General features: G+C 68.3%; 24 protein-coding genes and 4 pseudogenes. 16 read left to right on the top strand and 12 right to left on the bottom strand.

The window, feature by feature from the left end; translation table 11 throughout:
* Positions 1–20: 20 nt before the first annotated feature.
* Positions 21–404: a signal peptidase I gene (locus tag ACIBK3_RS15160; protein ID WP_399365653.1), complete on the bottom strand. Its 384-nt coding sequence runs from the start codon at positions 402–404 to the stop codon at positions 21–23.
* Between the two features lie 151 nt (positions 405–555).
* The gene (locus tag ACIBK3_RS15155; RefSeq protein WP_399366803.1) at positions 556–1,761 is read right to left on the bottom strand and encodes a glycosyltransferase; all 1,206 of its coding nucleotides are present in this window, start codon (positions 1,759–1,761) and stop codon (positions 556–558) included.
* Positions 1,762–1,901: 140 nt separating this feature from the next.
* On the opposite strand from ACIBK3_RS15155, the gene ACIBK3_RS15150 reads away from it, so the two are divergent.
* On the top strand, positions 1,902–2,825 hold the full coding sequence (locus ACIBK3_RS15150) for an NTP transferase domain-containing protein (RefSeq protein ID WP_399365651.1): 924 nt from the start codon (positions 1,902–1,904) through the stop codon (positions 2,823–2,825).
* 404 nt (positions 2,826–3,229) lie between these two features.
* On the opposite strand, the gene ACIBK3_RS15145 is transcribed toward ACIBK3_RS15150, so the two are convergent.
* From ACIBK3_RS15145 to ACIBK3_RS15135, 3 genes are all read right to left on the bottom strand, one after another.
* Complete coding sequence (locus tag ACIBK3_RS15145) at positions 3,230–3,577, bottom strand: hypothetical protein (RefSeq protein WP_399366801.1); 348 nt, start codon at positions 3,575–3,577, stop codon at positions 3,230–3,232.
* A gap of 133 nt (positions 3,578–3,710) precedes the next feature.
* Complete coding sequence (locus ACIBK3_RS15140; protein ID WP_399365649.1) at positions 3,711–4,877, bottom strand: NAD(P)/FAD-dependent oxidoreductase; 1,167 nt, start codon at positions 4,875–4,877, stop codon at positions 3,711–3,713.
* 34 nt (positions 4,878–4,911) lie between these two features.
* On the bottom strand, positions 4,912–5,625 hold the full coding sequence (locus ACIBK3_RS15135) for a GntR family transcriptional regulator (protein ID WP_399365647.1): 714 nt from the start codon (positions 5,623–5,625) through the stop codon (positions 4,912–4,914).
* A 507-nt stretch (positions 5,626–6,132) separates the two neighbouring features.
* On the opposite strand from ACIBK3_RS15135, the pseudogene ACIBK3_RS15130 reads away from it, so the two are divergent.
* Positions 6,133–6,839: pseudogene (locus ACIBK3_RS15130) on the top strand (transposase family protein); the annotation flags it as partial.
* Between the two features lie 189 nt (positions 6,840–7,028).
* On the opposite strand, the gene ACIBK3_RS15125 reads toward ACIBK3_RS15130, so the two are convergent.
* Positions 7,029–8,126: an NmrA family NAD(P)-binding protein gene (locus ACIBK3_RS15125; RefSeq protein ID WP_399365645.1), complete on the bottom strand. Its 1,098-nt coding sequence runs from the start codon at positions 8,124–8,126 to the stop codon at positions 7,029–7,031.
* 532 nt (positions 8,127–8,658) lie between these two features.
* Between ACIBK3_RS15125 and ACIBK3_RS15120 the strand changes: the two genes are divergently transcribed.
* Together ACIBK3_RS15120 and ACIBK3_RS15115 are read left to right on the top strand one after the other, a co-directional pair.
* The gene (locus ACIBK3_RS15120) at positions 8,659–8,814 is read left to right on the top strand and encodes a hypothetical protein (protein ID WP_399365643.1); all 156 of its coding nucleotides are present in this window, start codon (positions 8,659–8,661) and stop codon (positions 8,812–8,814) included.
* 243 nt (positions 8,815–9,057) lie between these two features.
* On the top strand, positions 9,058–9,936 hold the full coding sequence (locus tag ACIBK3_RS15115) for an alpha/beta fold hydrolase (protein WP_399365641.1): 879 nt from the start codon (positions 9,058–9,060) through the stop codon (positions 9,934–9,936).
* An 81-nt stretch (positions 9,937–10,017) separates the two neighbouring features.
* Here ACIBK3_RS15115 and ACIBK3_RS15110 read toward each other — a convergent pair whose 3' ends face one another.
* Complete coding sequence (locus ACIBK3_RS15110) at positions 10,018–10,332, bottom strand: hypothetical protein (RefSeq protein ID WP_399365639.1); 315 nt, start codon at positions 10,330–10,332, stop codon at positions 10,018–10,020.
* Positions 10,333–11,065: 733 nt separating this feature from the next.
* Here ACIBK3_RS15110 and ACIBK3_RS15105 point away from each other — a divergent pair.
* The 7 genes and pseudogenes from ACIBK3_RS15105 to ACIBK3_RS15075 all read left to right on the top strand — a co-directional run.
* Entirely contained in the window at positions 11,066–11,323 is a 258-nt protein-coding gene (locus ACIBK3_RS15105) for a hypothetical protein (protein ID WP_399365637.1), read from the top strand.
* A gap of 478 nt (positions 11,324–11,801) precedes the next feature.
* On the top strand, positions 11,802–12,341 hold the full coding sequence (locus ACIBK3_RS15100) for an RNA polymerase sigma factor (protein ID WP_399365636.1): 540 nt from the start codon (positions 11,802–11,804) through the stop codon (positions 12,339–12,341).
* Positions 12,338–13,138: a hypothetical protein gene (locus ACIBK3_RS15095; RefSeq protein ID WP_399365634.1), complete on the top strand. Its 801-nt coding sequence runs from the start codon at positions 12,338–12,340 to the stop codon at positions 13,136–13,138. The genes ACIBK3_RS15100 and ACIBK3_RS15095 overlap by 4 nt, the downstream gene beginning before the upstream one ends.
* A gap of 31 nt (positions 13,139–13,169) precedes the next feature.
* Positions 13,170–13,964 carry an ABC transporter ATP-binding protein gene (locus ACIBK3_RS15090; RefSeq protein ID WP_399365632.1) on the top strand — a complete coding sequence of 265 codons (795 nt, stop codon included), beginning with the start codon at positions 13,170–13,172 and terminating at the stop codon, positions 13,962–13,964.
* A complete protein-coding gene (locus tag ACIBK3_RS15085; protein ID WP_399365630.1) occupies positions 13,961–15,271 on the top strand; it encodes a hypothetical protein in 1,311 nt (436 codons plus the stop codon). The genes ACIBK3_RS15090 and ACIBK3_RS15085 overlap by 4 nt, the downstream gene beginning before the upstream one ends.
* A complete protein-coding gene (locus tag ACIBK3_RS15080) occupies positions 15,268–15,864 on the top strand; it encodes a hypothetical protein (protein ID WP_399365628.1) in 597 nt (198 codons plus the stop codon). The genes ACIBK3_RS15085 and ACIBK3_RS15080 overlap by 4 nt, the downstream gene beginning before the upstream one ends.
* A gap of 325 nt (positions 15,865–16,189) precedes the next feature.
* Positions 16,190–16,831: pseudogene (locus tag ACIBK3_RS15075) on the top strand (phosphatase PAP2 family protein); the annotation flags it as partial.
* Between the two features lie 39 nt (positions 16,832–16,870).
* Here the strand turns inward: ACIBK3_RS15075 and ACIBK3_RS15070 are convergent.
* The 5 genes and pseudogenes from ACIBK3_RS15070 to ACIBK3_RS15050 all read right to left on the bottom strand — a co-directional run bounded on the left by ACIBK3_RS15070 (position 16,871) and on the right by ACIBK3_RS15050 (position 20,879).
* Positions 16,871–17,551, bottom strand: coding sequence for a response regulator (locus tag ACIBK3_RS15070; RefSeq protein WP_399365627.1), 681 nt, complete (start codon positions 17,549–17,551; stop codon positions 16,871–16,873).
* Between the two features lie 7 nt (positions 17,552–17,558).
* Positions 17,559–18,998: a sensor histidine kinase gene (locus ACIBK3_RS15065; protein ID WP_399366799.1), complete on the bottom strand. Its 1,440-nt coding sequence runs from the start codon at positions 18,996–18,998 to the stop codon at positions 17,559–17,561.
* A 195-nt stretch (positions 18,999–19,193) separates the two neighbouring features.
* Positions 19,194–19,433 (bottom strand): annotated as a pseudogene (locus tag ACIBK3_RS15060) (Tn3 family transposase); the annotation flags it as partial.
* 362 nt (positions 19,434–19,795) lie between these two features.
* Positions 19,796–19,993 (bottom strand): hypothetical protein, encoded by a 198-nt coding sequence (locus ACIBK3_RS15055; RefSeq protein WP_399365625.1) that lies wholly within the window; start codon positions 19,991–19,993, stop codon positions 19,796–19,798.
* A gap of 58 nt (positions 19,994–20,051) precedes the next feature.
* Positions 20,052–20,879, bottom strand: a complete 828-nt coding sequence (locus tag ACIBK3_RS15050; protein WP_399365623.1) for an SAM-dependent methyltransferase — start codon at positions 20,877–20,879, stop codon at positions 20,052–20,054.
* Between the two features lie 290 nt (positions 20,880–21,169).
* On the opposite strand from ACIBK3_RS15050, the pseudogene ACIBK3_RS15045 reads away from it, so the two are divergent.
* The 5 genes and pseudogenes from ACIBK3_RS15045 to ACIBK3_RS15025 form a co-directional block, all read left to right on the top strand.
* Positions 21,170–21,580, top strand: a pseudogene (locus ACIBK3_RS15045) (HNH endonuclease family protein); the annotation flags it as partial.
* Positions 21,581–22,144: 564 nt separating this feature from the next.
* A complete protein-coding gene (locus ACIBK3_RS15040) occupies positions 22,145–22,537 on the top strand; it encodes a hypothetical protein (RefSeq protein WP_399365622.1) in 393 nt (130 codons plus the stop codon).
* Entirely contained in the window at positions 22,474–23,148 is a 675-nt protein-coding gene (locus tag ACIBK3_RS15035; RefSeq protein ID WP_399365620.1) for a DUF6192 family protein, read from the top strand. Before ACIBK3_RS15040 ends, ACIBK3_RS15035 begins: the two co-directional genes overlap by 64 nt.
* A gap of 3 nt (positions 23,149–23,151) precedes the next feature.
* A complete protein-coding gene (locus ACIBK3_RS15030; protein ID WP_399365618.1) occupies positions 23,152–23,451 on the top strand; it encodes a hypothetical protein in 300 nt (99 codons plus the stop codon).
* 147 nt (positions 23,452–23,598) lie between these two features.
* Positions 23,599–24,453 (top strand): IS5 family transposase, encoded by an 855-nt coding sequence (locus tag ACIBK3_RS15025; protein WP_399365616.1) that lies wholly within the window; start codon positions 23,599–23,601, stop codon positions 24,451–24,453.
* Positions 24,454–24,552: the final 99 nt, after the last annotated feature.

The raw sequence follows: 24,552 nt of genomic DNA, 5'->3' as shown, positions 1-24,552 counted from the left end.
GACCAATTGGAGCAGATAGTTCACTTCGGTCGCGCCGCGTTGTCGGGGACGGCGTATCCAGAGACAGAAGGCCATCGCACAGTCATGACCACGGAGTCGTCCTCGGCGAACCAGGAGTGATCCACCCCCTGTCCCCAGACGACATAGTCGCCCTGCCGTTCCAGCAGCACGCTGCGGCCGGGGAACTCCATGCGGAAACGTCCTGTGATGAGAACCAGCAGAGCTGTCCGCACCTCGCCCTGCACCCACTGCGCTCGTTGCTCACCGCGTGGATGAACACCCCATTTGACCTCGACGGCGTCACTGTGGCGGGGATCGCCCTGCTCCTTGAAGTGCCCGAGCAGCCAACCCCGGTCCCCTGCCGCGTCCTTGCCCGCATTGCCTACGTACACGCCGTCATCCATGAACCGGAACGGTAGCAACCGAGGGCGCGGTGTCAGCCGTGGGCGATCAACCGCAGGGCCACGGTCCGCACATGCTGAAGCCCCGGACGGGTTCACCCCGCCCGGGGCCCCTGCGTCCGGGATCAGCCCGGGCACCGCGGGCCGGCGTCGTTCACCGCGACTCGTCAACCAACCAGTGCGCGGCCACCTCCGCTCCGTCGGTGCTCAGCCGGCTTCCCAGGGCCTTCGCACGCGCCCGGGTCTCGGGTGACAGAGCAGTCTTGAGCGCGATGCCAAGAGATTCGGCGGTCGTGGCCGGAGCGTCCAGGGCCGCACCGAGGTCCAATGCCGCCACCTGGCCGGCCCAGTACGGGTTGTCCGACAGTTGCAGAGGTATCACCACTTGCGGCGCGCCCGCCCGGGCCGCCGTCAGCGTCGTACCCGCGCCGCCGTGGTGGACCACAGCGGCCACCTTGCCGAACAGGTTCTGATGGTTGGCCTCGCCGACGGCGAAGCAGTCATCGCCGTCGTCGACGAGATCCAGGTCCGCCCAACCACGGGATACCAGTACGCGGTGCCCGCGCGCGCGGATCGCCTCGACGGCCATGCCACCGATGCCCTCGGCCGGGGGCATACTGCCGAAGCCCACATAGACCGGCGGGGTGCCCGCATCCAGGAACCTCGCCAAGTCCGCCGGGAGAGGTCGTTCGTCCACGAGGGTCCACGCGCCTGTCTGTACGACGTCGAGGCCGGGAGTCTCCCGCCACGGTCCCAGGACCGGGTCCGCCGCCAACCATGGGTGATCGGTGAGGATGTGATCGCGCACGTTGTCCACCAGTGGCAGACCGAGCGCCGTCCGGTGACGGTTGAGGGCCTCGCCGAACTGCGCGTTGACGTTCTGGGCGTCCAGCTCCCACAGTGTCCGGTTGTCGGCGACCTCAGGCTCCGGCCAGCCCGGCCGCGGCGGTGGCGCGTGGTGCGGCGACGGCAGGTGGACCGCTGCGTAGCTCACGTACACGTAGGAGATACCCGCGGCCTCGGCCACGGATCGCGCGGCGACCTGCCCCAGACCTGCCGCCACCACCACGTCACATCCGTCGAACGCCGCAGGGAACGTGTCGAACTGTGTCTCGACCAACTCGTCCCTGTAGCGGGCCAGGTCCGTCGCCGAGGGCAGGCTCTTCCCGCGCATCAACTCCCTGACGGGTGGACCGACCGGCACCAGTTGCACTCCGATACCCGCGAGCCGCTCGGCGAACTCCTCGTCCGGCGGGGCGCACATCCTCACCGCAGCGCCGAGCGCCCGTAGCCGCACCGCGAGTGCCACCAGCGGTTCGACGTCGCCACGTGTCCCGTATGTAGACAACAGCACCCGCATACAGCGTCCTCTTTCGTCGGGTCTTCCATGCGTTTCCGTCGCTTCCGCCCAGGTTCGGGGGTGTTGGCCGGCGGCGGCGACACGTCGGCCGTCAGGAATGATCGGCAGCAGTGTAGGCCGCGTGTCGGCCAGGCCAGGCGATGGTCGCCTCGCGTCATCGCGCTTGGTTGCGCCGGTCAACTCGGCTATTTCGCAACGGACTTGCGCCTTCAGGGGATAGTGGGAAAAGTCATCCCAGTGGCTGTGGTGCGCGCCGGTGTGCGTGGGGCCGGAGGTTCAGCGTCGGCCGGCTCTGGGCAGTCTGTGCTCGGCGAGGTGTGCAAGTTCCCCCATCGTCCACACAACCGGAGTGTTACTCGATGCAGAGTTCGTCCACACCCGTACCTGATGTTTCGGTCATCCTCCCCTGTGCGGGATACGGAACACGTTTCGGGGCGCCCTACCCGAAGGAGCTGCACTGTCTGGCTCCTGGGGTCACCGTGCTGGACCGCAGCCTGGAAGCCGTCGTCGAACTCGCCAAGAGCGGACTCAATGTGCGCATGGTCGTCGTGTTCGCACCGCACAAACTGGACACAGTGAGTTATCTCGCTCGCTATGCCGACACCTTCCAGATGGTTTTCGTCTACCAGGACGAGTCGTTCGGGCCTGGGCTTGACGGGGCGATACGGTCCGCCCTGCCCATGACACAGGGGCCGGTGGCCCTCGTCCTGCCTGACATCGTTGTCGCGGGGCCGGACACGCCTGGCAAGCTCCTTGACGCCTTACGGCAGGTGGAGGTGGCGGGCTGGAGCGTGGTGGCCGCCGAGGAGCGGGATCACGACACGCTCCGCCAGATGGGCGCGTTGGCCGTGCGCGAAGCGGGAGGCGTCCTGACTGTGGGGGCGGCCACCGACAAGCCGGTGGATCCGTCCGGCTTCAACGCGTTCTGGGGCATGGTGGCCGTCACTGAGAGCGAGGCGCACAAGCTTCCCGACGTCGTGGGCACAGGAACGACCAACCCGTTGGCCGGTGCGGTCGCTCTCATGGTGGAGGGGATCGTCAACTACAACACCCCCGCGGGCTGACTTCTTGCGCGCCGACGTGGTGGCGATGCGGGGGGAGTGTGAATCCAACGACGGATCCGACGATCACGGGAGAGGCGTCGCAGGGCCTCGGCGTAGTCGCGTTGCGCCTGTTTCGTGACCATGTGAGTCCGAGGAGGGTGAGCGGTCGGCTGGCGTCGCGAGCGTTGCGCCGGAGGCCCGCGGTGATGTTGCTCTTCCCGGCGAGGCGAAGGGCGCCGATGGCGAGGTTGCGCCAGGTCGCCATGGTGCGGTGTGCTGAGCCGGAGGGTCTGCGCCGCTTCGACGTCGCGCGCGACCGGTGAACTGCGCGCCTTGACCGCCGACGCGGTACAGCCGGTCCTCGAACACAGCCCACGCTCCCCGTGCGGGCCCCCTCTCGTCATCGTGCGGCTATTGGCAGTCGCCTACTGAAGTCGGGGTACGGGCGAGCCGGTTCGTCCTCCGACCGCACGACGGACGACACGCTGCTGAGCGATGTCGGCTTCGAAGCCACGAGGGCGGTCCCGGTCACGGTCAGCGTGTGGCCGGCCTTCAGCCGTACGGTGGTCGGATCGGACACGGTTTTGGAGGGCCGGCCGCTCATCTCGGGCCACTCGGAGGCGAGTTGTACGCCGTACGAGGTGGGGAAACCACACACGGGTGCGTCCGGCCTGCGGCAAGGTGATGCGGTCGACCAGCACCTCAGCGCGCAGTCTGGCCAGTCGCCGCCCGGTCTGCCGGGTGCGCACCGAGGGGGCGATCACCCGGTGCATCTGCTCGGTGGTGGCCATCCGGTACTGCGTCAGCGCGCCCAGCACCAGCCGGTCCCCACTGTGTGTCGCGGGTGTCTGTGGCTGTCATGCCGTCAGGCCTTCCGTGAAGGGAATCGCGGGGGAGGGCTGTCGGCTACTGCTCGCCCAGGCTGGTGGCGTGTTGATCCACCTCGATGTCGGAGCGCCGTACGCCGGTGAATCGTGTGGGCCGGAAGGCCCCAAGGAGGTCCTGCTCCTGATCGGTTGTGATCTCGGCCGCGACCAGGCGTCCCAGAATCGGCGCCAGGGTGACCCCGCTGTGCGAGACGAGGCAGTAGACGCGGGACCGAGCGGAGGCATAGCCGGCGACGGTGTGGCCGTCCGCGGGCAGTGACCGCAGGCCGATGCGCAGGTCGATCTCCGGCGCCCGGCCCGGGTCGGGCAGCAGTGCGGAGAACCGTCGGGCGAGGGTGCTCGCGATGTCCCCGTCCGCGGACGGCGGGTCTGCCGGATCGACGTGGGCGTTCAGATCGAGAGCCTGCAGGACGGTATGCCCGCCAGCCTCGGGGCGGAGGTTGAGGCCGGGGCTGTGGACCACGCAGCGCAGGTCGAGTTGTGGTGACCTGGCGTACCCGAGCAGGCCGACGGTCTGCGCTCCGCGACCGGCATCCGTCACCATGGGAACGTCGATCCCGGCCCGTGCGGCGAGCCGTTCCGTCCAGCGGCCTGCCGCCAGGACGACTCGATCGCCCGTACAGACCTCGCCTCCGGCCAGGGTGACGGATACTCGGTCAGGCCCGTCGTTGATTGCTACGACCTCGCCGATCGCGAACGTGGCTCCGTGCTGCTCGGCGTCCGCCAGCAGGTTGTTCACGAAGCGGTCCGGCAGAACGTATCCCTCGCTGGGGAAGTGTGCGATGGACGTGATGGTCGCCGGGATGCGAAGTCCGCCTGCGGTCCGCGCCGCTTCGTCGGGGGTGACCCAGCGTGCGGGGTAGCCGAGTGCCTGCAGTCGTTCCACGTTGTCGGCGAGCCGCTGCTCGTTTGCGGTGTCCGCCCACTGCAGCGCTCCGCTGGGGAAGTACGACGGTGCGCCGCGCAGTTGCCCGGCGAGCCTGGCGTGCTCCTCCATCCCCGCGAGGTTCAGCCGGTGGTAGTCCGGGTCGGGCTTCCGGCTGGAGTTGGTCCAGGCGAAGGTGGTCGCGGTCGTGCCGGTGCCGGCTCCCCGCTGATCGAGCAGGAGAACGTCCTCGCCGGCGACGGCAAGCTGCCTCGCGACGCTCACGCCCAGCACGCCGGCACCGATGATGATGACCTTCATTGTGTGCGGATCCTTTCTGGCAGCGGCACGCTGCTCACATGGCGGGGACGGGAAGCTCCAGGAAGAACTCGGCGGTTCCCGGACGGACGAGGGTCGTCACCACCTCGACGGTGCTGCCGTCATCGGCACGCAACTCCCTGCGCCTCATCAGCGCGGGCGTTCCGGTCTCGCTGTGCAGCAATGCGGCATCGTGCTCGTCGAGGGCCACCGGGTCGAGGTAGAGCCGGATCGAGTCGATCGGTACTCCTCTGCGCTGCAGATACGGGAGGGTGACGAGGTCTTCGAGGTTCTCGTTCAGCAGGTCGGGGGCGGCCGCGAAGAGCACGACGTGCCGCTCCACCGACTGCGGCTCCTCGCGTACGTTCAGTTTGCGGCGGACCAGTTCCACTACGGCCGTGTCGGCGGAGGCGCCAGAGAGGGTCAGGATGGCGTCGGCGGCCCTGACGATCCGCGCGGAAACCACTTCGTGTCTGCCCGGCGCGCCCTTTGCGGCTGCCGCAGGGGTGACGAAGTTGAGCAGATTGATCTGCCGCGTCACGTCCGCGACGAACGATCCGTGGCGCCGCTGGCGGATTGCCAGCCCCGCCTCGGCCAGGTCATTGAGGACCCGTTGGGCCGTGGCACGACTGACGCCGTACTCGGCGGAGATATCCATCTCGCTTGGCAGACGCGAGCCAGGCGGGAGGGCCCCGGACTGGATCTTCGCTTCGAACTCTCGCCTGATCTGTACATAGAGTGGCACGGTCATGGTTAGACCGTACATTCACTCGATTGACTGGTAAGAGCGAGCTGACCAGCCCAGTCTTCAGCGTCCGAGCCTCATGGGCGGGGTGCTGGTCCCGACCTGTCCCGCGCGGTGCCGGGCGGGTTCGACGGTGACCCCGGAGCCGAGCCGACGACGGTACGGGCGCGCCTGCGCCTGGAGCCTTCCGGACCGCCGATGACGGGCGATCGGCCCTGCCTTCACCGATTCGCTGAAACACGCTGGGCCCCGTAACGGCCGGCGCCGTTCCCACGGTGGAGATTCTTTCAGCCGGTAGTCGAGCGCCAGGGTCTGGGCCCTTGCCTGATTCGTCATGTCGGTCTCCCGTCTGATCTGCACGGCGACCAGCGCCGTCCACTAGACCGTACAATCAGATAATTGACCGGTCAATACCGCGCTCGCAGAGGATCTACTCAGCAGCCACCTCTCTGAGAGGAAGGCCAGTGCCACCGGTCTGGTGGCCAGCTCGTACGAGCTGGGAATCATTGGGGTCTTCCCGTCTTCAAGCAGGGCATCCTCGTCCTGCGGTGGTTCGTCGACGGGACCCGGTTGGCCCAACTCGCCCGGGACAACCAGATCTCGGTGCCCACCGCCTACCGCTATCTGCACGAGGGGCTGACCGTGCTCGCCGACCACGCCCCGGACCTGTCCACCGCGCTGGAGCGGGCAGCCGCCGCCGGATACACCCACCTCAACCTGGACGGCACCGTCATCCGCACCGACCGCGTCGCCGCCCCCGGCCCCAATGGGGCCGACGTGTGGTGGTCCGGGAAACACAAGCACCATGGCGGGAACGTTCAGGTCATCTCCGCCATCGACGGCTGGCCGGTCTGGGTGTCCCCGGTCCGCCCCGGCCGCGAACACGACACCACCTGCCCCGCACCCACGGCCTGATCACCGCACTGAACCGACTCGCCGCCACCCTCGGTATCCCGACCCTGACCGACCTCGGCTACGAGAACGCCGGCGAGGGCTTCCGCCACCCGGTCAAGAAACTGCAGGGCCGCGAACTCGGCCTCGAACAAGAGGCATTCAACAAGGTGACCCGTGGCACCCACTATGTCGCCGAGCGTGCGAATGCCCTACTCAAAGTCACGTTCAAGGCTCTCCGCCGGGTCAGCCTCGACCCTGGCAGCATCACCCGGATCGCCCGAGCCGCCCTCGTCCTGCTCCAGATGGAACACGGCCGCACTACCTGAACGAAGATCACAAACCGTCACGAGATGTTACTGAGAAGGCTTCAGTGAATGCTTCCCCGCACACTTCTTCGCCGCGATTGTCGACGCCGTCGCCCATTCCAGGCCGAGGTCGGCCAATAACTCCCGGCGAAGATCGCGGACATGCATTCATCGCTCAGCGTCTACCGAGCCGCCATACCGCGCACCCGTTCACAACTTGCCCGTCCTCATATCTGCACTGCTCTTGAGGACCGCAGAGTCGAGGCTCCAGTTCTCCGGTTGGACCCTCTCCCAGAGGCTACCTTTACCGAGTTCCCTCCCCAACTGGTCCTCCCGACGGAACCACTCCTCGGCACTTCTGATCCTGTTGGGGTGGATTTCGTCGAGCAGGGCGTAATCTCGGGTGATGATTCCGTGCTTCCACGTATTCCAGAAGCCAGTGAAATTGTCCCGGAAGCTCATGGTGCTCTTATCGTTGGGATCGGCGTTGTAACCGGCAGGCTGATCGGCAATTCCCCTCACGTCCGAGGCGTTCCAATATGTGTCCAGATCAGTGTCGATGTACTGTGCCGGATGCCCGGTGACCTTCTCGAACGCCGCAGCCATGTCGGCATAGGTCATGTGTTCGATGGCGACTTCGAGGTCCATGCCATTCGCGCGCTCCGGATGGTCGAAGAGCCAGCGAACATAGAATCCGCAGTCCACGAGAGCCACGTGAGGAACAGCTCCTTCGCCGAGAGGTACTCGCCACGTGACGACTCCGTCCTCAATGGTGGGCGTCATGGGCGTGAGCGGTGAGATCACCATCTCAATGTACGGACCTGACGTGAAGACCGCTGCACCCATCCGGTCCCTGTTCTTTTCATTTTGAAACAACACCCATTCGGCCATGCGGCCTTTACCGTCATAATGGCCGGTGCGGAACCTCGAGTCGTAGCCGGACTTCTTGAGGGTGTAGTCGAGATTTCCGTAAACGAAGAACCTGATTCCTTCTTCAATCGCTATCTCGTAACTGCGGATCGCCCAGTAGGTCTCCGTTTTCTCGCCGGTGTTGAACCCGTCGATGTTGATGAATACTCCGTCACAGCCGCGGAACCCCTCCCGCAGCACGTCCTCGTCGGCGAACGACCCTTCGAGGAGGGAGACGTTGCCGAGCGCGAGGAGCGCTTGTGCTCGGGGGGAGCTGGAATCGCGGGTGAGAACCCGGACGGAGTATTTCTTGTCGGCGACAAGGGAGCGGACGATGGGCATCCCTTGAGCCCCCGTACCGCCGATCACGAAGATACTGGAGGTGGTGTGAGAAGACATGGAACACGACTCCGGAGGGTTGTTGCGTAGGTGATCAGTGCGCGATGGGCGCGGTGCGTTCAAGGCTGATCTCTGCATCAGCCCGACGATTGAGACCCCTTTGAGAAACCGATCGGTTTCAAGCAGGGTATACCGCTCGGTTTCCGAGTGGCAAGCGTCTCGTGCAGTGGCGCCTCGACGACCTCGCGATCCTGGGCACGGAAGACGCCCATCACGGTCGGCCGGGACGGACGCAGGTCGCAGGCGGCCTGCATGACCGGAGGCCCAACTCCCCTCCACCGGCGCCCGGCCGTCACCCGGAAACCGGCGCCCGGCCGTCACCCGCGACCCGGCAAACGCGCGTCGGTCAGCGCCGGAGTCTTCGTAACGGGTTGAACCCGCGCGATCGACGGGCCGCTTCGGCCATATGCCCAGATAACAACGCGGAGTTGGGCCATCTTGGCGCTCGTGGGGCGCAGAGAACGGCGGCCGGCGGGGGCGTGCGTGTTTTCGGATCACTCACAGGTCAGCGGCTCCCCGCTCACTTGCCGCTATGGAAACCGATCTCGGTTTCGCGGGCGCATCCGTCGTCGGCGGCGCGGCCATCAGCGTCGACATGCTCGTCGCGGCACGTGTCGCCCTGGGCCTCGGTGGCTGCGGTGGCGGTGTAGCCGTACACCTGCATCTGGAGCGCTTGGAGGTGCCGTAGCGGCCCTTGGGTGCGAACTCGGCGAACGTTGCGCGGATGACGCCTTCGCGTCTCTCTTGTGCGCTGACCCTGTTGCTGCGGATGGCAAACTCAGCCTTGCGTGCGGAAACCGATCGGTTTACGATGACCGAAACCGGTCGGTTTCTCGGCGAGTCCAAGGGTCGGTGCGTGGTCACCCCCCTTCGAGCGGTCCCGGTCCGAATCACCTGTCCGCAGCAGTTCACACAAAGGGAAGCTGACAAGATGCCCAGCCCAGAGCCACGTCCCACGATTCACATTCCGGGGACCACCAGCCACATCATCGTCCCGCGCACAGGACACCGCAGCGACGAGGGAACCCTGCGCTACCTCAAAGCGGGCACCGGCGCTCCCGTGGTCCTGCTGCACACCGTGCGCACCCAGGCCGAGCACTTCCGCTCCCTCATCCCCCTGATCTCGGACCGGTACACCGTGTACGCCCTCGACCTGCCGGGGATGGGCTACTCCGAGATCGTGCCCGGCGCGTCGTACGACGAGCCGGCCATGCGCGCGGGCGTCAAGCGGCTCCTCACCGAACTCGACCTCCATGACGTGACCCTGATGGGGGAGTCCATGGGGGCGGTTCTCGCCCTGACCACCGCGGCCGATCTGCCGGAGCGGGTACGGCGCGTCGTCGCGGTGAACACGTACGACTTCCCCGGCGGGATCGCCCGGTCCAGTCTCCTCGCCCGTGTGGTGGTCACCGGCGTTCTCACTCCGGGGGTGGGCCCGGTGATCGCCGGGGTGGAGCCCAAGCCGGCCCTTCGCAGGATCCTTCAGGGCGGGCTGGGCGACAAGGCCGCTCTGCGGGCAGACTACGTCGACGAGCTCCTCCAGGTGGGCAGCCGCCCCGGCTACCCGACCGTCGCCAGGGCCGTGTACCAGAGCCTGCCCAGTCTCATCGCCGCCCGCTCGCGCTACCCCGAGGTCAAGGCACCCGTCCACCTCCTCTACGGGGAGAGGGACTGGTCCCGGCCCTCGGACCGGCAGGCCGACAAGGAACTGCTGCCTGCCGCCGAGTTCACGCAGGTGCCGGGAGCGGGCCACTTCATCGCGCTGGAACGGCCCGGCATCCTCGCCGGACTGTTGAACGCGGTGGCGTGACCGCCGCCCGACGTCCTGGCACGCAGGGGGTTCCCGTCGGTGATGCCCTCCCGGTAGACCAGAGAGCCGTCCCTACAGACTCTATGAGCGGGTAGGCACCGAAGCGCAGCAGGTCCCCGAGGTGGAGCGCCGACCACGCGAGTCCGTGGTCAAGCTCAAGGCGGCCAACTGCTCCGCATCGCGCCCGGCCGCCACCTCGATCGGCAGCCGCGTGTCCGCGTCCACGAGCAGCGTGCCGTAGACGTCTGCGTACAGCGCGAAGTCATCCACGCCCAGCACCCGCGGTGTCGCGACCGAGGGCAGCCGTATGCGCATCAGCTGGAACAGCACACTCGTCCGCGACGGCGGCGCCTTCAGAATGTGCGGGAGCCGGGCTCCGCCACGGCGGGCGAGCAACACCCGGCCATCTGCACCAGATGCTGCAGCAGCGGACTACGGCGCGGGTAGCGCAAGGTCAGCCCATCCACCTGCTCGGCAAGCGTCCGCCGGCCGCAGGCCGGACCGTCACAGAACAACCGCCGAACCGTCAGACCTGTCAGCACCGGCCGGCCACCAGCAGCAACGTCGGCCGGCGTGCGGGAGTACCGGCTGTGCACCCGCGCCGAATCGCGCCCGTGGGCCGGACACGCCACCATCAACTCACAGGTAGGGGCGGCGATCCGGACCACGCCGGCCGCCGACCACACCCGCTGGGTGCTCGGCGTAATCGGGAGGCGATACGGGCGGGGATGCGGAACACTTCGCGGGTGATCGTGATGCGGCCCGTCCTGGAGAGGTACGCACCTGACGGCTTCGACCTCTGGCCTGTCGCCGAGGTCGGGTCGTTCGGCTTTCTGCCTCTCAGTGGTGAGCTCTCACCCGCTGAGGTCGGGGCGGCGGTGATGCGCATCGCCGGCTGCAATGACATGGGCCCCGACGGCGACTGCCCGCCTCGTCCGGCCGACGCACTTGACTCGTTCCTTCACGGACTGCTGACATTCGACAACCTCTTCGCCGCCGCGGCCTGCGGGTCACCGACAACTCCACAGGCGTCACCTTCCTGCCTGGCTGCTGTGATGGACTGGAGGACTGGCGCGACTGGCACCAGTTCATCGACGCCGGAGGCCTGCTCGGTTTCGGCCACGATCCCGTGTCACCGGTCGCGGAGCGCTTCGGCGACAGCGTCCGGCTCACTGTCAACACCGAGCAGAGCGACAGTCCGGTGATCGAGCTGTCCGTCGCCGAGCTCCGCAACCTGCTGGCCGGTGCCGAGCGCGACCTGGCCGACTTCCTCACGCTGGCAGCCGATTGGGCCTCCAGGCACCTGCCCGGCCACTGCGCTCCCGTCACAGCCGCCCTCGCCCGTGTTCTCGACCTTCCCGCGCCAGCCATACCGTCGGAGGTCTAGGACGACGCGCCCGGCTTCGCCTGCCAAGGCGGGGCGGGCACTTCGACGTGTACGCCGGCAGCGCCCGCAAGGCGTCGCCCGGGAATGCCATCAGGCCGGCCCGGCACACGCTTGAACCGGGGCTCCCGGACGAGGTCTTCAGCACTCCACATCCCGGAGGATGGGCGGTTCCGGGCGGCCTTGTAACCGGTGATCACGGCCGGGTCGACGTCGAGGGCGCTGTCGTCGAGGCCGACGACTCCGGCGAACTCGGCGAGCCCTGCACGGTGAGGGCCGACTTGGCCCCCGGTAACGACGCCGGCGAGCGCGGGGCCCGCGTACGCGAGGCGATCCGGGGCAACTGCCCACGGTGCGATTCGGGCCGGCCGGTGAGTTGGACGACCTCGCGCTCGGCGTAAAGCGCTGTTGCTTTCGGGAGCCGCCGGAGCGTCCGAGAACCTGAATGGACGGTCGTTTCGTCTCCCTGATCGTGAAAGGTATGGCAGACCTCGACGAGGCAGAACTCGTGCGTCGCGTCGCCGGTGGTGACCGGGCAGCGTTCGACGAGTTGTATCGGCGTACTTCGCCCTGGTTGGCGGTGCGGCTCCGCCGCCGCTGCGCCGACGACGACGTCGTCGCCGACGTGCTCCAGGAGACCTACCTGGCGGTCTGGCGTGCGGCCGGCAGCTATGCGGGCTCCGTGACCGAGGGCAGTGCGGTCGGCTGGCTCTGGACGATCGCCGCGAACCGTCTTGTCGACGCGTTCCGCCGACGCGCCCGGCAGGAGCGGGTGCCGACCGTTGCCCTGCTCGACACGACCGCGCCGGCCGCCGAGGACGAGGTGATGGCGAACCGCGTCGACCAGAACTTCGAACAGGCGCTGCTGCGGCTGCCACCGGAGTTGCGGCAGGTGCTGCAGGCGATGGTGCTCGACGACCTGTCGGTCCGTCAGACGGCGGTGCTGCTCGGTATGCCGGAGGGCACGGTGAAAACCCGCGCGCGGCGGGCTCGGATCGCGTTGCGGGAGGCGCTCTCATGACTCATCCCACCGCCACGGTCCTGGCCCGCTACGCGGACGGCGGGCACGGACTCGACGACGCCGCGCTCTGGTCGATCGAGGTCCATCTCGACGCGTGCGCCAACTGCCGTGAGTCACTTGCCGCCAAGGCCACCCCTGCCACGACGGATCTGCTCGACCGTGTCGCCGTCTCGCTCGGCCAGGCGATCGAAGCGAGCCCGTCGCCGACCCGGCAACGCACACCAGCAGCGGCCGTGCACCGACGCTGGCTCGCGTGGACGCTGCTGCCCTGGCTCGCGGTGACCGTCGCGGTGCTGGGCTGTGGCGTACTCCTGGACTCCGCCGAGCCGAGCCTGCCGTCGCTCGTTCTGCTGCTGGCCCCGGTGGCTCCGCTGCCCGGCGTCGCGGTGGCCTGGAGCCGGCGGATCGACCCCGCCTGGGAACTGATCGCCACCACACCGGCAGCCGGCCTGGCCATGGTGCTGCGGCGGACGCTCGCGGTGCTCGTCGTCGTGCTTCCGGCATTGCTGGTGGCGGGTGTGAGCACCGGAACCTCGCTGGCCCTCACCCTGCTGCCGTGCCTGGCGTTCACGGGGGCCACCCTCGTGCTCGGCGCCCTCATCGGCGTACGGCGCGCGGCGATCGGACTCGCGGTGGTCTGGTCCGCGGCAGTCCTGCTGCCGAGTGTGGCGGCCCAGTCCCTGTCCCCGGTACTGCAGCCGGGCAGCACCGCCGACTGGGTGGTGGCCACCGTGGCCCTTGCCGCGGTCACACCGCTCGCCGCCACCCACTTCCGCCGCCTGACCAGTGGCAACTGACCCCCCATCAACAAGATCAACAGGAGAGACCATGCGAGCGGTGCGCGCTGCCGAAACGGCTCCCACCCTTCATCCTTGGCTCGTCCACGCAAAGGAACTGCGTGTCCGGGCCCAGCGGCACCTGGCCGTCGACGGACTCGACTTGACGCTGACTGCCGGCGTGCACGGTGTGCTCGGCCCGAACGGCGCCGGCAAGACCACGCTGATGCGCGCGCTGTCCACCGTCGTCAAGCCCGCCAGCGGCTCATTGACGCTGCTCGGCGCGCAGGTGGACGGCCGTGCCGACCTGCGCGAGGTGCGTCGCAAACTGGGGTATCTGCCGCAGCAGTTCGGCTTCTACCCGCGGTTCACCGTCCGCGAGTTCATCGCGTACATGGCCTGGCTCAAGGAAATGCCCAAAACCGCGATACCCGACGCCGTACAACGCGCGATCGATCGGGTGGGTCTCACCACCAAGGCCGACGCCAAGATGAAGACGCTGTCCGGCGGCATGCTGCGCCGGGCCGGCATCGCCCAGGCCATCGTGAACGACCCCGAACTGCTACTGCTCGACGAGCCCACCGTCGGACTCGACCCCGAACAACGTCTCGACTTCCGCGACCTGCTGCGTGACCTCGGCGCCGACAGCTGTGTCCTGGTCTCCACCCACCTCGTCGAGGACGTCGTCGCTGCCTGCACCGACGTCATCCTCATGAACGAAGGCCGACTCCTCTTCCAGGGCACCCCCGACGACCTGATCGCCCGCGGTGGGCAGGGCGACGCGGGCGACAGCCCTGCGGAGCGCGGCTACTCCGCACTCCTGCGCCAGCACCGGAGCAACGCATGAACCGCATCCTCGGCATCGAGCTCCGGCGCTCGGCCGCCCTCGGCGCCGCGCTCCTGATCGCCGTCGCCGGCACGATCGTCCTCCACGCCACCGCGGGGCGATGGTCCACGGGGTGGATGGCGCTGGCCATGACGCAGCGCGAATACCTCGCGGTTCTCTCGCCCCTTGCGATGGCCGCCGGCGCCTGGCAGTCCTATCGCGAGCACCGAGCCAACGTCGCCGAACTGCTCGCCGCCGTGCCCCGCCCGAGATCGCAACGCATGGTGCCGATCCTGGCCACGACGGCTCTGGCGGTGCTCCTCGCCTACCTGGTCACGCTCCTCGCGGCGGCACCGCGGATCGCCGACACGGCGCGCTACCTGCCGCCGGCCGCGTTTGTCGTCGTGGCCGTCGGGCTGGTCGCGATGATCGCCTCGGTCTGGCTCGGATTGGCCGTCGGACGCCTGGTGCCGGCGCTCGCCACCGCACCCGCGCTGGCTGTGATCGGCTTCGCGCTACTGATGCTCGCGCCCCACGCCCTTCCGGACGGCGGATTCACGGCGGCGTTCTCCCCGGCCATGGGGATGAGCATGTTCAGCGACTACGACACCGTCGACGGCGGAGTCAGCGCTGCCCAGGCACTCTGGATGGCCGCGGTCGCGGTGGCCGGCGTCGTGCTCTTCGCCGTCCAAAACCGTAAGTTCGCGTTCGCCGCGCTGCTGCCGCTGGCCATCGGGGCCACGGCCACGGCCCTGGTGGTGCCGACCGGCGATGCCTACGACCAAGGGACGCTCGACCCGGTCGCTCAGGAACTGGTGTGCAGCGACGACACCCCGCGGGTCTGCGTCAGCCGGGCGCACGAAGGGTTGCTGCCCGAGGTAACCCCCAAGGCCCGGCACGCATTGGGACTCCTGACGAAAACATCGATCGTCGAGGCACATGAGGACACCTCCACGTTCTCTCCTCCTACGTCACCGAGCTCGCGGGCCGACACCGCGCTGATGCGTATCACGGTCGACAAGCACGGTCACCTCGCCCACCCGGGACGGCTCGAACCGACGATGCTCACCGGAGTGTTCACCGGCCCTCTCAGCTGCGGAGACAACCGGAACTTCACAGCCGCCACCGCTGCGGCCTACTGGCTGCTCGACCGGGAGCCGACCGCCGGTCCCGATGGCCTCGAATTCGATGACCCGGACGCCGTCAAGCTCTGGAAGGGACTGCAGGCACTGCCGCGAGCCGAGGCCGAAGCCCGGGTTGTCGCCGTCTACCGGGCCGCCCAGAAGTGCCAGGACACCACCGACCTCCTGAGCCGAGGCGCCCGATGACAGGACTGACGCTCTACGTCCGCTCGCGCCAGGTGCCGGCGGCGCTCGGCGCGGCCGTCGCGGGCACTGCCATCGCGTGGCTGCTGGCGACGGCCTTCAGCGTCAAGGGCGAGGTGAGCGGCACCGTACTCGCCCTGACGGTCCTGTTCCTGGTAGCCGTCGCCACCACCACGCTCTCAGGACCCGACGACGCCCTGGACCGCACGGCGGCGAGGCCGTGGGGATGGCTGCGGATGTCCCACCTGGCCACGGCCCTGGGATGCGTACTCATGCTGCTGCTGGCCACACTGCTCACCGGCACGCGGTTCGGGCCGTTCGGATGTGTCGTCCGCGACGCGGCCGGCCTGCTGGGCCTGACCGCACTGGGGACGGCCACGGTCGGCACCGCTCGCTCGTGGTTCCTGCCTCTCGGGTGGACGCTCGGCGCGGCGGTGTTCCCGGGCATGGGCACCGCGGGGGAGGCGCTGACCTGGCAGACACAGGCCTCCGACAGCCGACCCGCGGCCATGGTCGCAGCGGTACTCACCGCCGCCGGAACCGCCGCCTACGTCAGCCGAGGCCCACGTACTACAGCCGGAGATCTTGTGACGTAGCCTGTGCGGTTTCGTCGGACGAGTGGTTCGGCGACGAGGAGGCCCGGCTCGGCCGGTTCGAGGGCGGTCATGGCCCCGGATCATGTCGGAAAACGGTGGTGCGGGGTTGTTGAATGACCCAGTTCTTGAAGGGGCTTTGAAGGCTCTGCGGGGGTCTGCGCGGCCCCACAGAGCGACCTTCAGAAAACGAAGGTTTGTTGAAGGTCAGGATGTCCCGTGACGCGGAACGAGGGTGCTCGTAGCTGTCAACCGTGACGATCGTCAAGGTCCGGTGTTGCCGTTCGGCTCGGGTTCCCGGCTGTTCCCGCTTCTACGTTCGGGCCCCATGGAACGTGAACCGCGAATGAAAGTCCGAGCCGGTCGGCTGCTCGGCGCGTTGGCCGTCCTGAGCGTGGGATCAGGAGTCGTCACTTGGCTGGCCCCCGGTGGGCTGGGCGAGGTTGGTGCTGTCGAGGTCACGGGTGGGGCTTCGGCGTCCGCGTACCGGTCGGTGGCCGGGGCGGTGGCGGATGCACCGTCGTGGCTGGGCCTTCTCCTGGAAGTGGCCACCGAGGGTGCTTTGGTGATCCTCGGAATGTTGCTGGTCTGGATGTGGTGGACGGCAATCCGCCGCAAAAACACACGGGAGGTCTCCGGATCCGTCCTGACCGGTCTCGGCACCGTCGCGGCCTATGCGGTGAGCGAAGCGGTGAAGCTCGTCGTGGACGAGGAGCGTCCTTGCCGTGCGTTACGCGCAGGCGCCGAATCTGTCGCGGAATGCCCCGGAGCGGGGGACTGGTCGTTCCCGAGCAACCACGCCACCCTGGCCGCCGGCCTGGCCGTCGGTCTCGCCGTGCTGCGGCCCCGCCTCGCCGCGATCACGCTGCCGCTGGCTGGGGCTGCCGCGCTGCTGCGTGTGCTGGTGGGGGTCCATTACCCGCACGATGTGCTCGCCGGCGCGACGCTCGGCGGCGCTGTCGTGGCGGCGGTGCTGCTCGCGTTCATGCCCTTTGCCCAGGGGGCGGCATCACGGCTGGGAAGGTTGAGGCGGAATGATCCCGGCCTCGTGGGCCACCACCGCGGCAGCGGCCCGGTTGGCGACGCCCAGCCTCGCCAGGATGGAACTCACGTGGGCTTTGACCGTTCCCTCCACCACATGGAGCCGCCGGGCGATCTGCCCGTTGGACAGGCCGCTTCCGAGAAAGGCCAGTACCTCTCTTTCCCGGGCGGTGAGGGCGGCGACCCGGTGGCGGGCGGCGGAGCGCCGACCGGCCAGGGTGCCCGCGCCCGTCGCGGCGAGGTGCGCGATGACCCGGGCCGCGACTTTCGGTGACAGGTAGGCGGCGCCTTCGGCCACTGCACGGACTCCGGTGATCAGTTCCTCGGGTTCGCCCGACTTGATCAGGAAGCCTGCTGCACCACCGCCGAGCGCCTTGAGGATGTAGTCGTCCTCGCCGAAGGTCGTCAGCATGATGATGTTCGTGGTCGGCACCGTGCTGCGGATTTCCGCGGCGGCGTCGATGCCGTTGATTCCCGGCATGCGGATATCGAGTACGGCCACCGCGGGACGATGGCGTTGGACCAGTTCCACGGCGTCGTGCCCGTCGACGGCCTCGGCGACGACTTCGATATCCGGATCCGTGGCAAGAACGGCGCGTACCCCTGCGCGGATCATCGGCTCATCGTCGGCGATCATTACCCGGATCATCGGGCGCTCACGGGGTGATCGTGTCCAGGGACACCAGGGTGTCCTTCCGGAAACAGAGCTGGTAGGCGTCGCCGGACCGGTCGTCGAACCGGTCGGCCGTCATCGCGTAGTACTCGCACGTTACGCCGTCTCCAGTCGGCTCGGCAGTCAGTGGTCGATGGTTCGTCTGCCGGTCCGGCAGGAAACGCACCACCTCGGAACGATCTTGTCCTACATGCAGGCGGGCATAGTCGCGTGGGTCCAGGACCGACCGTGACGCCGACAGCATCTCCCAACCCGTGAGAGCTCCGCTCAGCAAAGCTCCCGTCACGAGGGGCACCATGACCGCGGCGACCAGCGCCCGGCCGACCCGGCGCCGAGCGCGGCGATGTTCCTGCGGCAAATCGTCGCCGCGAGAGGCTGAGGGCGAGAGCGGCGTTGACGGCGGCGAGGGTGTGTGCGGGATACGCGCGACGACCGCGTAGCCTCCGTCGTGCGGGCCGTGATCGAACGAACCGCCGGTCAACCGCATACGTTCTTCGAGACCGACAAGACCACGCCCTCCGCTCCGAGGCCGGGGCCGCTGGTTGGCCGCGGACGACGGCGGGCCGTTCTCCACGACGACCTGAGTTTCTGTTGCCGTATGCGTCACGTGGACAGTCGTGGTCGCGCCGGACGCGTGCTTGGCAACGTTGGTCAGAGCTTCCTGCACGACCCGGTGAGCCGCCCGTTTGACCACGGGCGGCACGTCGTCCGCCTCGCCGTCGATGCACAACTCCACCGTGAGACCGGCCCCGGAAGCCTCGGAGGTCAGACTCGTGAGGCTGGCGTCGTTGGGGCCCATCGACGTTGTGTCGGTCTCCTCACGCAGGACACCGATCACCTCGCCGAGACGCTCCACCGCGGCCGCGGCTCTGGCTCGGATGTCCCCTGCGGCCCTTTGGTGGCGTTCTTCAAGATCCGGCGCGAGTTTGAGTGCGCCGGCCGACAGCGCGATCAGGCTCAGGTCATGGCCGAGTACGTCATGCATGTCCTGGGCGATACGTGCCCGCTCGCGCAGCCGGGCTTGATCAGCGATCAGTTGCTGCTCGCGTTGCAGCTGATCGGCGCGCTCCCATCCGGCCCGGACAAGCTGCTGATACTGGCGCCAGAACCGGCCCGCGAACCACGGCAGCATCGTGGCTGCCACCACCACGGTCACAAAGCGGCCGGCCAGGGGGAGCCAAGCAGGAACGACGGAAAAGGCCACCACACTGGCCGCGAGAATCGCGACCAGGGCGAGCGCTGTCGGCGCCGTCCGTCCAGGCCGTCGTCCTGCCAGGAACGCGGCGATGGCAGTCGGGACAGCCCACCAGAGGTTCATCACGCTCAGACCGGCGGCCACCGCGGTAGCCGCCGTGAGAATAGTTCCAGGATCAAGTGCCCGCCGTAAAACAGCGGTTCCGTTCGCAACCTCATGGTTGATCATTGTGCTGTCCACAGAGGTGACGGTACGGACATCAGGCGCCGTCCGACCACTGCCGAAAGTCCAATCTGCGCCGGTGACCGGAGAGCACTGGGCGCCGAATCACCCCGCTTTTCGTGCAGGGCTTGCCAGCTCAACGACCGCCCAGGCACACGGATCCAGCGGGTGCATGCGCGGGACCGTGCTCCCGGTCCGGTCTTACCCTTCGTCGTCCGCGTCTTCGGTCGCGTCCGGGTCACGCAGTGGGCGCGGGCCACTGCCTGGCCCGCTAGCCACGAGGTTGAACTGATAGCGGCCGAGAGAGTTGATGTGCCGGTCCTTCAGCGGAGAGAGCCGGGCCACGTCCTCACCCTTGAGATCGTGGCCCTCAGCACGAAGCTGTCGGGCAGCGGCGTACAGGTAGCGGGTGTTCCACAGGACCACGGCGTTGAGGACCAGACTGCCGGCTCGCACTAGGACAACGTCGCGCCGGTTCAGGGCGCGGTGCAGCGGCGCCGGGTCAAGGACCGGCCGCTGGCCGCCGCCCCGGCGCTGGATCCGCGGTTCCCGCACGGCCCGCCCGCAACACCGCGCAGCGGCTCACCAACCGCCTCGGCAGGGAACGCCGGACGCGACGCCTGATCGCCCAACTCGCGGCCCTCGGCATGGACGTCACCATCACCTCACGCGAACAGACCGCGTGAACCGCGCCGACGCGTGTCACCGCAGGTGATTTTCAAGAGAGGTCGTACGAAAGACGAGCAAGGCCCAGAAACGGGGAAAATAATTGTCGTAGTGCGAGCCGGCAGCGCCGTATGTGCTCACATCGTCCAACTGCCATCCGTGACCTCGACGCCCTCGATGACCGCCGACAGCAGCTGCTCGTGCACAACAGACGCCGTTTCAGGTTGATTCACCGGCACGCTTACGGAGAACGCCTTCGACGGTGCAGTACGCGCTCGAGCGGTGGTTTCGGCCCGCCAGTTGGCGCCGGCGTCGATACCGTGTCGGTGCGCCACCCCGGCGATCTTGCGGCCAGAGGCGCAACCGCCCGGCGATCGCCATCCGGGGATCCGTCTATGCTTTCCGGGCCAGTCCGGCGGCGATGAGGTGTTCCCAGACCGTGAGCTCTCGTCTTTTGCCCCTGTCCCACGCGTTGTCGGTTTCGTCGGGACGCCACAGGGACGCGGGGACGATCCCGGGGTCGAGGATTTCCAGGCCTTCCAGCAGGGAGGCGATTTCCGCGTCGGTGCGCCACCGGCCGCGGCCGAACGTCTGCTGGAGGACCTTCTCGGCCTCCGCGGTCTCCGGGTTGTTGCCAGAGCGGAAGTGGCTGACGAAGAAGTAGCTTCCGGAGGGGACGTGGTCGCGCCAGTAGCGGACGATGCCGGCAGGGTCCTCGTCATCGTTGACGTGGTGGAGGATGGCGCTGAGGATGACGGCGACGGGACGAGCGAAGTCGATGATCTCGATGGTGTCGGGGTGAGTGCGGATGCCTTCGGGGTTGCGCACATCGACCGCGACGACGCGGGTCCGGTCGTTCTTCTCCAGCAGTGCGCGGCCGTGGACCAACACTTGGGGGTCGATGTCGACGTAGACGACCCGGGACTCGGGAGCGTGCCGTTGCGCGACCTGGTGGACGTTGTCCGCGGTCGGCAGGCCACTGCCCAGGTCGATGAACTGCCGAATGCCGGTGGTCTTCGCGATCTCCCTGACCGCTCGCGTCAGGGCCGCGCGGTTGGCGAAGGCGATGGCCACCGAACCGGGCAGGTCGCGCTTGAACACGTCGCCGATCTCGCGGTCCACGGCGTAGTTGTCCTTGCCGCCGAGCAGGTAGTCGTAGACGCGGGCGATGCTGGGCTTGGCCGGGTCGATGGAGGAGCCCTCGTTCGTCATGACTGCCATTCTCCACCGCAACGTCGCCTGCGCAGCCTCGTTTTGGGATCCTCCAGCCGGTCGGGGCGGTGAGAGGGCATGCAAGGACAGCGGGGCCCGGTGACAACAACCCTGCTGCGGACCGCAAGCAGAGCGGCACTTGGGGCCCCATGGCCGCCGCAGCGCGGTGTTGCGGGCGGGCCGTGCGGGAACCGCGGATCCAACGCCGGGGCGGCGGCCTTCTTCACGCCCGGGCGCCGCGGGCCGGTCCACTGGTGCGGGGCGGGAGTTCGCGGCCGTGGGAGTGGCCGGGAGATGTCAAGATCCGGCAGTGGATCGACGCTGACCGGGACGGCAGTAACACCCGGCAGGAGCTCCTCAAGGCCGAGGCGGTCATCGCACCTGAGCAGCGTGCGAACTGTGTCCTGACCGGTGGGGAGTGGTATTCGCCCTACGACGACCGCGTGTTCGACGCAACGCGGGGGCTGGACATCGACCATCTGGTCCCGCTCGCCGAAGCATGGCACTCCGGCGCCTTTGCCTGGAGCGCGCAAGAAGGTGAGGCCTACGCCAACGACCTGGGAGACACGCGGGCTCTGATCGCGGTGTCGGCCGCTTCGAACCGTTCGAAGGCCGATCAGGAGCCTGCCACCTGGCTGCTGCCCGCGGAAGGCTACCGCTGCTGGCACGCAACCGACTGGGTGGCCGACAAGACGCGCTGGGGCCTGAGTAGGTGTTTTTGATCCCTGGCCGTGAGGTGCGTGCGCCTGGATGATCTGAGGTGTGGGGGCTGGCGGGACGGCTCGGCGGTACTGCCGAGAGTGCGGTGATCCGCTGCCGCAGACGATGGCGGCGGAGGCGGTGTTCTGTTCGGGTCGGTGCAGGTCAAGGCGGTGGCGGAGGCTTCAGCAGACTCGCCAGCGGGTCATGGCGATGCAGCGGGGAGAGCATGCGGAGTGCCCGGTCTGCGGACGGTCGTGGACGGTGGGGGTGGAACGGTCGAGGGCTGCGGTGTACTGCTCGGACCGTTGCCGGGTGCGTGCCTGCCGTCAGCGGCGGGCGTCGCGGAACGGCGTTACGGAAACGCCCTAGCCGAACGCCTCGCGAACACCTCGAACACCCCATGTTTTGCAGGGAAGTTGGCACCGACTCCCGAGCACTTCGAGCGCCCCCGGTTCACGCCCTGCCCCGGCGTGTCGCGCCCGCGTCACGGTGGACAGTGACCGGGGTCGGCGCCCCTTTGACCGGTCACGGCGTGGTGGCTGGGCCGGACCCCGGCGAGGGCGGTGGTCATCATGACCGACGTGACCGACCGGATCGGGAACGTCACCCGGCAGCGTTACGAGCAGCTCGTCACCCAGGCAAAGGAACTGATCGCGCAGATCGCCCGCTCTCAATTTGCCCTGGGTGACATGGCGTTGGAGATCGAGCCGATGAGGGCGGTGGGCGGGTCGATGCCGAACGGCACGGACGACCTGTTCACCGTCACGGAGTCGTTGCAGCTGTTCGCGGACGACATCGGCGTGGAACGCCGGACGGTGGAGGACTGGCGTTACACCGCCAACCGCTGGCCGGAGGGGCGCCGAAAGGAGGGCGTGTCGTTCACCGCATCCTCGCCTCGGTCGTGGACGAGGACGAGCGGTGGGCGGCGATCGAGGACGCGCCGTTCAACCCGCGAACCGGGGTGAGGCAGTGGACGCCGGACGGCGCGAAGCGGGTCGTCGGCCAGCGCGTCGACCGGCCGGTCACGGTGGACGAGAAGGTCCAGGCCGTGGCCGACCTGACCCGGGACGACGAGGTCGCAGCCCAGGTCGCCACCGACCTGCTGAAGCGGCCGGCGGTCACCGAGCACGTCACCCCGGCTGAGAAGGTCCGGGTCGTCACGGAGCGGACCAGGGACGACACCGTCGCGCAGGAGGTCACTACCGGTCTGCTGCGCCGCCCGGCCGTCGCCCGGAAGACGATGCGGGACGACACCACCCGGACGCTCGTCAACCGCGCCCAGTTCGACAACTCCAACGAGACCCGTGACCGGATCCGCGAACGCACGCCGGCCGCCCGAGCGATCGAGCACACCATCGAATACCTCGACCTGGTCGGCTCCTGCCACGGCTTCGTGGCCACCCTGGGCCGCCTGGTCCCGCAGCTACGCGGGCAGGAGTTCACCGAGGACGAACGCGAGACCGTGCGCCGGCAGATCGGCCGGGTCCGCGCGGCGGCGGACTGGCTCGAAGGAGCCCTCGACAACGGCGAATTCACCCTGGACGAGCAGCTGGTCCAGCTGCTCAAAGGCGAGTAGGCCATGCCGCGACGCCGGGAGGCTCGGCCGCTGGCGGAGCACTACGGCGACCTGGTCCGCGTCGCCCTGATGGAAGCCAGGCCCGCGGGCCTGCACACCTACCAGCTCATGGCCGCCACCCGCCTGACCCGCTCGCAGGTCGGCCGGGGCATCCGGCACGTCCGCGACGTCGTCGCCGCGGAGAACCTGACGCCGATCACCTGGACCCGCCGGGACGGGTTCATGTTCTCCGACGACCCCACGGACTGGATCGAGTACGACAAGCGGCAGTTCCGGCAGATCCTCGGCCGGCTGACCCGGTGATCACGGGCACGCTCGATCCGCACCTGGCCCGCTACCCCGACGACGAATGGGCCCAGCTCGCCACCGCCCAGCTCACCGGCGTCCGCGCCACCCTTGCCCAGCTCTCCAAATAGCCCCCGTTCGCAGCCGACCTCTGCCGAGCCCGCCATGCCCGCTGCCTCCCGTCGCCGCCGCTACCCCTCCGACACCTCCGTCGCCGAATGGGCCCTTCTCGAACCCCTGCTGCCCATCCCGGCCTGCCAGACCAAGACCGGCGGGCACCCGGAGAAGTGGCCGCGGCGCGAGATCGTCGACGGCATCCGCTACATCGTCGACAACGGCGCGAAGTGGCGGGCTCTGCCTGCGGATTTCCCGCCCTGGGAGACGGTCTACGGGTTTTTCTGGAGGTGGAACCGGGCCGGGGTCGTCACCTACATCCGTGACCAGCTGCGGCGCCGGATCCGTACCGGCAAGGGCCGCTGCCCGCACCCGGTGACGCTGATCGTGGACTCCCAGTCGGTCAAGGGCGCCTCCACCGTCGGCCGCAACAGCCGCGGCTACGACGCCGCGAAAAAGATCAACGGACGCAAGCGACATATCACCGTGGACACGCTCGGCCTGCCGGTGATGATCACGGTGACGCCCGCCGACATGCAAGGCCGCGATGCCGCCCGCGACGTGTTCTGGCGGCTGCGCCTCACCCAGCCGCAGATCACCCAGGTCTGGGCCGACCGCGGCTACGCCGGCGAACTCGTGGACTGGGCCCGCGAACGCCTCTGGCTCACCCTGCGCATCGTCTCCCGGCCCAAGGGCACCAAGGGCTTCGTCGTCCTGCCCCGCCGCTGGAAGGTCGAGCGCACGATCGGCTGGTGCATGAACGCCCGCCGCAACGCACGCGACTACGAACGGCTGCCCCAGCACTCCGAAGCACACCTGAACTGGGCACTCATCACCATGATGACCCGACGTCTCACCCGCAAAAGCCCCCGCACCAGCAGTTGGACGAAGAAGCCCATACGCTGACCTAAGGGCTTGCAGATCATTAACCTGTCGTCTTGATCTTGTCGTGAGGCTCGCCGGTTTGGGCGAGGACCCGAGCCTTGAGGGCGGCGAGGACGATGG

Source organism: Streptomyces sp. NPDC050287, assembly GCF_044459385.1.
In the GTDB taxonomy this organism is placed as follows: Bacteria; Actinomycetota; Actinomycetes; order Streptomycetales; family Streptomycetaceae; genus Streptomyces.
The sequence above is the reverse complement of the archived record's forward strand: the minus strand, read 5'-3'. Positions and strand labels throughout refer to the sequence as shown.